Source organism: Streptomyces sp. NPDC005899, from assembly GCF_040629645.1.
In the GTDB taxonomy this organism is placed as follows: domain Bacteria; phylum Actinomycetota; class Actinomycetes; order Streptomycetales; family Streptomycetaceae; genus Streptomyces.
Map to the genome: position 1 here is coordinate 1 of NZ_JBEXWB010000306.1, position 7,739 is coordinate 7,739.

Sequence of the window (7,739 nt, forward strand, 5' to 3'; positions counted from 1 at the left end):
GACGTCATCACGGCTTCGGTGCGCAGCGGGTTGATCTCCGAAACGGCACCGACGAACGTGGTCTTACCCACGCCGAAGCCCCCTGCCACCACGATCTTCGCCGAGGTAGTGGAGCGGGCCGCTCCGCCGCTAGAGCTTGCGAAGTCCACTGAGCACCCTTTCGAGCAGTGTCACGTCTGGTTGGCCGCCGGCGGCCTCGTCGCCGCCGGGCTGATGGATAGCGACGAGTCCGGCCTCGGCCAGGTCGGCCACGAGGATGCGGGCAACGCCGAGGGGGATCGAGAGAAGGGCCGAGACCTCGGCGACCGACTTGATCTCGATGCAGAGCCGGCAGATCCGCTGGTGCTCGGGCAACTGCCCTTGCAGCCGGGACGGATCGGCCGTCGTGCTGACCAGCGCCTCGATGGCGAGCTGGTACCGCGGCCGGGTCCGGCCGCCGGTCATGGCGTACGGGCGCACCAGCGGGTTGTGGGCCGCGGGCTTCGCCGGCTGCGGGGCCTGCCGCTGCACCGGCTGGATGCGCGACGGGGGCGTGTCGTACCGCTGCGGCGGCTGCTGGTGCGGCTGGTGCTGCTCCGGCCATCCGGATCCCGGCTGCTGTCGTTGCCAGCCGTCGTCCTGCTGCTGTTGCTGCCGGCCGTCCTCCTGAGGCTGCTGCTGCCAGCCGTCGTGCTGCTGCCAGCCGTTGTGCTGCTGCCCGCCGTAGGGCTGATACGGCTGATAAGGGTCTTGCGAACCCTGTCTGCCGGACATCGAGGGAGTGTCGAAACGGTTGTCGCCCTGCCCACCCGAAGCCCGCTGACCACCCTCGTACGGGTGTCCGCCTGTGGGTGCTGCCACGTTTCCTCCTCCGCCTGCCGGTCGCCGTCCAGTGGTGCCGCGCCACCGCACCTTATGGTGCGGTGACGAGAAACGCACTGTCTGTCTATTAGTTAAGAAGACTTCCCTGGAGCTCGGCACGGAGGTCCGGGGTCAGGACACCGCCGGCCCGGTCGACAAGCAGTGCCATTTCGTACCCGACCAGACCGATGTCGGCGTCCGGGTGGGCGAGAACGGCCAAGGACGATCCGTCGGAGATGGACATGATGAAGAGGAATCCCCGCTCCATCTCCACAACCGTCTGATTCACCGCGCCGCCCTCGAAGATCCGGGAGGCACCCGCCGTCAGCGACGTCAGACCGGAGGCCACGGCCGCCAGCTGATCGGCGCGGTCGCGCGGGAATCCCTCGGACATCGCCAGCAGGAGTCCGTCGGCGGAGACCACCACCGTGTGGGACACCCCGGGGGTGTTGTCCACGAAGTTGGTGATCAACCAGTTCAGATTCTGCGCCGCCTGGCTCATCGGGCTCACACTAACGCTCCTGGTTGTAGGTGTTACTTGTATCCGACCCCGCGGTACGTCCCCGCTGCACGCCCCGGCGCAGGTTGCTCAACCTGCCCCGCACGTCCTCGGGGGCGCGGGAGACCTGGGGGCCGCCCTGCTGTGTCTGTTCCGCCGTGCCCTCGACCAGGTTGGCCTTGGGCACCCGCCGGGGGAGGCCGGAGGGGGTGACCCCGCCCGCCTTCGGCTCCCGGAGCTTCTCGGCCCGCTCCCAGCGCTCGTCGTTGGTCGAGCGCCAGTCCTCGCCGCCGTTCCCGTCCGCCGCCCGGGGCTGCTCAGCCTGTTCCGGCAGCTGCGGCCGCTGCCGCTGCTCCGGTGCGGCCGGCGCGTCGTTGCCGCGGCCGGTCGGCTGCCAGTGCTGCTGGCCGGCACCCCGGCGCGGGAGCCCCGCTTCCGTCAGCGCCTGACCGGCCTCCGGCGCCGGACCCGGCCGGTCGTCGAAGCCTATGTGCTCCTGCGTCCCGCCCGGCGCACCCGCGAGCGCTTCCGCTCCCGGCTGCCCGAGCGGCTCGTACGCCTGCTGGTAGGCACCCTGCTGCGCCCAATCACCCTGGTGGGAGACGTCGGTCTGCTGCGGGAACTGATCGGGGTACTGCTCCCGGGACTCCTGCGGAGCCGCGTACGCCGCGTCCGCGTAACCGTCCTGACGCTGCGGCTGCCCGTAGCCGGCATCGCCGCCGTACGGCTCGTAGCCGCCCTCGTAGGCGGGCTGCCCGAAGGCCTGCGGCTCCTGGGCGTAGCCCTGCGGCGCGTACTGCTGCCCGGCGGACCCGTCCTGGGCGTACGCCTGCCCGTGCCCGTCCTCACCCGGGAACTCGCCCGGGAACGGCTGGCGTTCACCGCCCGTCTGCGCCTCCAGCGCGGCCCGCCGCTCCTCACGCATGAGCGACCGGTTGACCGGGTCGAGCTGCGGGGAGTCCGCCGCCGCCGTGTCGTAGCGGGAGTCGTCGAAGCCGAGTTCCGCGGCCGTCCGCAGCTGCGGCTGCTGGGGCATCGGGTCGAACGCCTGCTGCTGCGCGGGCATGATCGAGGAGACGGTGAAGTCGTCCTGCGGGGTGCCTTCGCCGCCGCCACCGTGCGTGATCGCGTCCGGCAGCATGACCAGCGACGTCGTGCCCGCCTGCTCGCCCGAGGGGCGCAACTGCACGCGGATGCCGTGCCGGTCGGCCAGCCGGCCGACCACGAACAGCCCCATCCGCTGGGACACGGCGGCGTCCACCGTCGGCGGGTTGGCGAGCTTGTGGTTGATGTCCGCGAAGTCCTCGGCGGTCAGGCCGATGCCCTTGTCGTGGATCTCGACCATGACCCGGCCGTCCGGCAGCCGGGTCGCCGTCACGCGCACCTTGGTCTGCGGCGAGGAGAACGTCGTCGCGTTCTCCAGCAGCTCGGCCAGCAGGTGCACGAGGTCGGTCACGGCTTGGCCGTGGATCTCGCTCTCCGGCACCCCGGTGAGCTCGATGCGCTCGTAGGACTCCACCTCCGAGGAGGCGGCCCGCAGCACGTCGACCAGCGGCACCGGCTGGTTCCAGCGCCGGCCGGGCTCCTCGCCCGCGAGGACGAGGAGGTTCTCGCCGTTACGGCGCATACGGGTGGCCAGGTGGTCCAGCTTGAACAGCGAGGACAGCTGGTCCGGGTCGGCCTCGTTGTTCTCCAGGTCGGTGATGAGGGTCAGCTGGCCCTCGATGAGCGACTGGTTGCGGCGCGAGAGGTTGGTGAAGATCGCGTTGACGTTGCCCCGCAGCATTGCCTGCTCCGCGGCGAGCCGGACGGCCTCGCGGTGCACCTGGTCGAAGGCGCGCGCGACCTCGCCGATCTCGTCCCGGCTGTCGATCGGGATCGGCTGGACCCGGGTGTCCACCCGGCCGGGCTCGGTCCGGGACAGCTGGTCGACCAGCATGGGCAGGCGCTGCTCGGCGATACCGAAGGCGGCCGTACGCAGCTGGCGCATCGAGCGGCTCATCTGCCGGGCCATGAGGCCGGCGATGACGAAGGCGGCGAGCAGGGCGATGATCACGATCGCGCCGTTGACGATGGCGTCGTTCCGGGCGTCCGAGGAGATGTCCGCCGCCTCGGCCACGGCCTTGTCGACGAGCTCGTTCTCGACCGTGGTGTACCCGTCGAACTTCGCGGTGGCCGCGGCCATCCAGGTCTCGGGCGTGATGCCCTTGGCCTGAAGCTGGTCGGGGTTTTTGCCCTGCCCGATCTGCTGGGCCATGCCGTCGAAGACCGAACCGTCGATGCTCGGGGGTGCCACGAACGGTTCTCCGGTGGCCTGGGCGCGCGCCTTGGCCTCCTTGAGCTGCTTGGCACCCTCGGCGGCCTTGGCGGCCAAGACCTGCTTGAGCCGCGCCGCGTCGGCCTCCGTACCGCCGGAGACGAACTCGCCGAGGGCGATCTGCTCCAGGTAGTTGTACGAGCCGAACGCCTTGACCTGGTCGTTGAACTTGTCGTCCTCCTGGCTCGGGCGCACCAGGAGGTGCATGCCGATCGAGCGCTGAAGCGATTCGGCGGCCTTGGCCAGCTCGATCGCGTAGACGGTCCGTCCGTAGCTGGTGATGTTGCCGGTGCCGAGGCCGAGCTCGTTGGAGAACTCCATTAGCGAGTGCTGGACCTTGGTGTAGCCCTCCTCCGTCTTCACCGGGTCCATCGCCTCGGCGTAGGCGGCCTTGCGCAGTTCCGGGAGGAGCGGCTCCTCGCCCTTGAACAGCTTGAGGCGGCGCTCCAGGCCCTGCTTGGAGGGCATGTCCCGCACGGCCGTGTCGAACTTCGCGGCGGCCTGGTCGGTGGTGGCGCGGGCCTGCTCCACCTCGGAGGCGGTGCGCTTGTTGGACAGCAGGGGCTGGGCGGTGAGGTCACGCTCGTTCAGCAGCGCCTGCCCGTACTCCGCGGCGGCCCGGACGACCAGGGCCGTCTTCTCGGCGTCCTGGGCCTCGTTCCAGGTGTCCATCGACCCCTTCACCTGGAAACCGCCCATGACCAGGCCGACCAGGGCGGGTATCAGGAGGATCGCGTTCAGCCGGGTGGGCACCCGCCAGTTCCGGGGTGACAACCGGCTGCTGCTGCCCCCGCCCGCCGGTTCCATCTCGGACGGCTCCGGTACAGGCGACACCGCAGCACGCGGCGGCGGGGTGAAGTTGCCCCGCTCCGGCTGCGCCGCGGAGCCCTCGTTGCTTCGCCTCACTCGACCAACAACCTCTCGGCGTCGGCACCTACGTTGTGCCGGATTATCGTTCAGGGGCCGTACTACTGGGTAGTTCGAGGCATTGCAGCACGCGGACGCGTCGCGTTCCAAACAGTCGGAACGAACGGTTCCGAGTGGCTCACGCCTCAGATAAAACGGGCATAAAGAGCGAGCCCCGTCAAAAGGCGGGGCTCATGTGAGCACAGTGGTACCGCTCGGCTGCGTCGGGTGGCGGCTCGGTTCCAATTCTCTGTCGAAATGTTATGAACACGGGGGCGGATCGTGTCAAAGGACACAGCCCGCCCCCGTGCGACTACAGCACCTTCCGTACGCCTCCGGGACGTCCGGCTACTTCAGCCGCGCCATCAGGGCGTGCTCGACCAGCGTGATCAGACCGCTCTTGGCGTCCGCGCGGTGCCGGGCGTCCGTCGTGATGATCGGGGCGTCCGGGCCGATCTGGAGTGCTTCGCGTACTTCGTCGGGGGTGTAGGGCTGGTGTCCGTCGAAGCCGTTGAGGGCGATGACGAAGGGGAGGCCGCTGTTCTCGAAGTAGTCGACGGCGGGGAAGCAGTCGGCGAGGCGGCGGGTGTCGACGAGGACGACGGCGCCGATGGCGCCGCGGACCAGGTCGTCCCACATGAACCAGAAGCGGTCCTGTCCGGGGGTGCCGAACAGGTAGAGGATCAGGTCCTGGTCCAGGGTGATGCGGCCGAAGTCCATGGCCACCGTGGTGGTGGTCTTGTCCCCGGTGTGGGTCAGGTCGTCGATGCCCGCGGACGCGGACGTCATCACGGCTTCGGTGCGCAGCGGGTTGATCTCCGAAACGGCACCGACGAACGTGGTCTTACCCACGCCGAAGCCCCCTGCCACCACGATTTTCGCCGAGGTGGTGGAGCGGGCGGTCCCGCCGCTAGAGCTTGCGAAGTCCACTGAGCACCCTTTCGAGCAGTGTCACATCCGGCGCGCCGCCGGCCTCTCCGTTGCCCGGCTGGTGGATGGCCACCATGCCGGCTTCCGCCAGGTCCGCCACGAGGATCCTGGCCACGCCCAGGGGCATGGACAGCAGTGCGGAGACCTCGGCCACCGACTTGACCTCGCGGCAGAGGTGGCAGATCCGCTGGTGCTCCGGGAGCAGCGTCCCGAGGTGAGCGGGGTCAGCCGTCGTGCTGACCAGCGCCTCTATCGCGAGCTGGTAGCGCGGACGGGTCCGGCCGCCGGTCATTGCGTACGGACGGACCAGCGGCTGGTCGCCTTCGCCGTCGTACGACGCGTGGTGCAGGGCGCCGTACGGATCAGGCGAGGCGGGTGGCGGGGTCATGAATCCTCCGGGCGTGACAGCAGGGTGTCGCCTTGCCGTCGGAAGGGGCCGGTGGGGGGACTGGGACGGCCGGACGGGTGAGGGTTTTGAGTAGTACCTGGGGGGATCGTGTCAGGTGACTGCCGGTAAGCCGCCTAGTGGAGCAGACTGCCTTGTAGTTCGGCGCGGAGGTCGGGGGTCAGGACGGTCCCCGCGCGGTCGACGAGAAGGGCCATCTCGTATCCCACCAGACCGATGTCGGCGTCCGGGTGGGCGAGAACGGCGAGCGAGGAACCGTCCGAGACGGACATGAGGAAGAGGAACCCGCGTTCCATCTCCACGACGGTCTGGCTCACGGCGCCGCCTTCGAAGATCCGGGAGGCGCCCGCCGTCAGCGACGTCAGACCGGAGGCCACGGCCGCCAGCTGATCGGCGCGGTCGCGCGGGAAGCCTTCGGACATCGCCAGCAGCAGGCCATCGGCGGAGACCACCACCGTGTGGGACACCCCTGGGGTGTTGTCCACGAAGTTGGTGATCAGCCAGTTCAGATTCTGCGCGGCCTGACTCATGGGGCTCAACTAACGCTCCTGCTGGTGAGTGGGGCCGAGTTGGAAACTGCCGGTCGACGGGCCGTTGTTGGCCTGTCGTCCCTGCTGGATGCCCCGGCGGAGATTGGTGAGACGGCCACGTACGTCATCGGGCGCACGCGAGACCTGGGGTCCGGACTGATGATTCTGCTGCTGCGCGGTGCCCGGCACCAAATTGGCACGTGGGACACGGCGGGGCAGCCCGGACGTGGTGATGCCGCCCGCGGCGGGCTTCTTGACGCGCTCCGCCTGCCGGACGAGTTCGTCGTTGGGCGAGGCGCGCCATGAACCGGTGTCGGCGGCACCCCGCCGAGGCGCGGGCGGAGCCTGGTGTGCGGCGGGCCCGGGAGCGGCCGGTGCCTGCGGCTCCGCGGCGGGCGGCTGCTGGCCACCCTGCTGCGGGCCGTGGAACCAGTTCGTCTCCAGCGTGTCGTAGAGCGGGGTACGGCCGTCGCCCGGACCGGCCGGCGGCAGGGCCTCCGGCTGCTGCGGAAGCGCGGGGCGGTGCGGCGGCTCACCGGCCGACGGCGCCGGCGGGCGCGGCGCGCCGAAGTCGGGACCGTTCTCCCGGCGCTGCGAGGGCATCTGCTGGTGCTGGGGGGCCTGCTGCTGTCCGAAGCCTTCGTCCTGGCGGCCGAAACCCTGGTCCTGCTGCTGCCGGGGGGCACCGAAATCGGGGCGGGCGAACTGGGCCGTGCTCGCCGGGTCCGCGCTCTGCTGCGGCTGGGGCATCTGAGGTGCCTGCGGGGCCGAGAAGTCCGGACGGGCGAACTCGGCGGTGGCGCCCGGCCCCTGACGGTCGTTCATCCCCGGACGCTGGTCCGGCGCGCTGAACGGCTGGTGCCCGGCCACATCGCCCGGGCGGCCGAACCGGCCCGCGTCGGGGTCCTCGTGGCCGCGCGGGGAGTCCAGGGGCGTCCGCCGGGGCATGCCCTGCTCCTCGACGCCCCAGCTCGTGCTCTGGGGGCGCTGGGGGTCGGCGCCGGGCAGCTCGGCGCGCGGACCGCCGGACGGCGGGAGCTGGCGTCCGGGCCCACCGGGCTGCTGGAAGCCGCCCTGGGCCTGCTGCGGCTGCGGCGCCTGCCGGGTGGGCGGGCCGCTCTGCCGGCCGGGCTGGCCCGGGCCGGAGTGACCGAACAGGTTCGGGCCGCCCGGCTCGCCGCCGGCGGAAGGATCCTGCTGGCCGCGCGCGCCCGTCCTGGCGCCGCCGAAGGCACCGGAGAGACCGCCGCCCTGGCGGGGCGCCTCGGGCCGGCCCTGGTTCGGGAGCCCGGGACCCTGCCGGCCCGCGTT

The 7,739-nt window shown here is 70.9% G+C and carries 6 protein-coding genes and 2 pseudogenes; all 8 read right to left on the reverse strand.

Translation table 11 applies throughout. From position 1 onward, the window contains the following. A pseudogene (locus ABZ371_RS25805) lies at positions 1–149 on the reverse strand (ATP/GTP-binding protein); the annotation flags it as partial. Next, a complete protein-coding gene (locus ABZ371_RS25810; protein ID WP_358683789.1) occupies positions 130–840 on the reverse strand; it encodes a DUF742 domain-containing protein in 711 nt (236 codons plus the stop codon). The pseudogene ABZ371_RS25805 and the gene ABZ371_RS25810, both read right to left, overlap by 20 nt. Before the next feature lie 88 nt (positions 841–928). Beyond that, positions 929–1,342: a roadblock/LC7 domain-containing protein gene (locus ABZ371_RS25815; protein WP_073771622.1), complete on the reverse strand. Its 414-nt coding sequence runs from the start codon at positions 1,340–1,342 to the stop codon at positions 929–931. Between the two features lie 10 nt (positions 1,343–1,352). Beyond that, positions 1,353–4,562: a nitrate- and nitrite sensing domain-containing protein gene (locus tag ABZ371_RS25820; RefSeq protein ID WP_358683792.1), complete on the reverse strand. Its 3,210-nt coding sequence runs from the start codon at positions 4,560–4,562 to the stop codon at positions 1,353–1,355. Between the two features lie 348 nt (positions 4,563–4,910). Further along, positions 4,911–5,492: an ATP/GTP-binding protein gene (locus ABZ371_RS25825; RefSeq protein WP_014153856.1), complete on the reverse strand. Its 582-nt coding sequence runs from the start codon at positions 5,490–5,492 to the stop codon at positions 4,911–4,913. Next, positions 5,473–5,880, reverse strand: coding sequence for a DUF742 domain-containing protein (locus ABZ371_RS25830; protein ID WP_003966010.1), 408 nt, complete (start codon positions 5,878–5,880; stop codon positions 5,473–5,475). The genes ABZ371_RS25825 and ABZ371_RS25830 overlap by 20 nt, the downstream gene beginning before the upstream one ends. Before the next feature lie 134 nt (positions 5,881–6,014). Next, positions 6,015–6,428, reverse strand: a complete 414-nt coding sequence (locus ABZ371_RS25835; RefSeq protein ID WP_024495006.1) for a roadblock/LC7 domain-containing protein — start codon at positions 6,426–6,428, stop codon at positions 6,015–6,017. Between the two features lie 9 nt (positions 6,429–6,437). Then, positions 6,438–7,739, reverse strand: a pseudogene (locus tag ABZ371_RS25840) (histidine kinase); the annotation flags it as partial.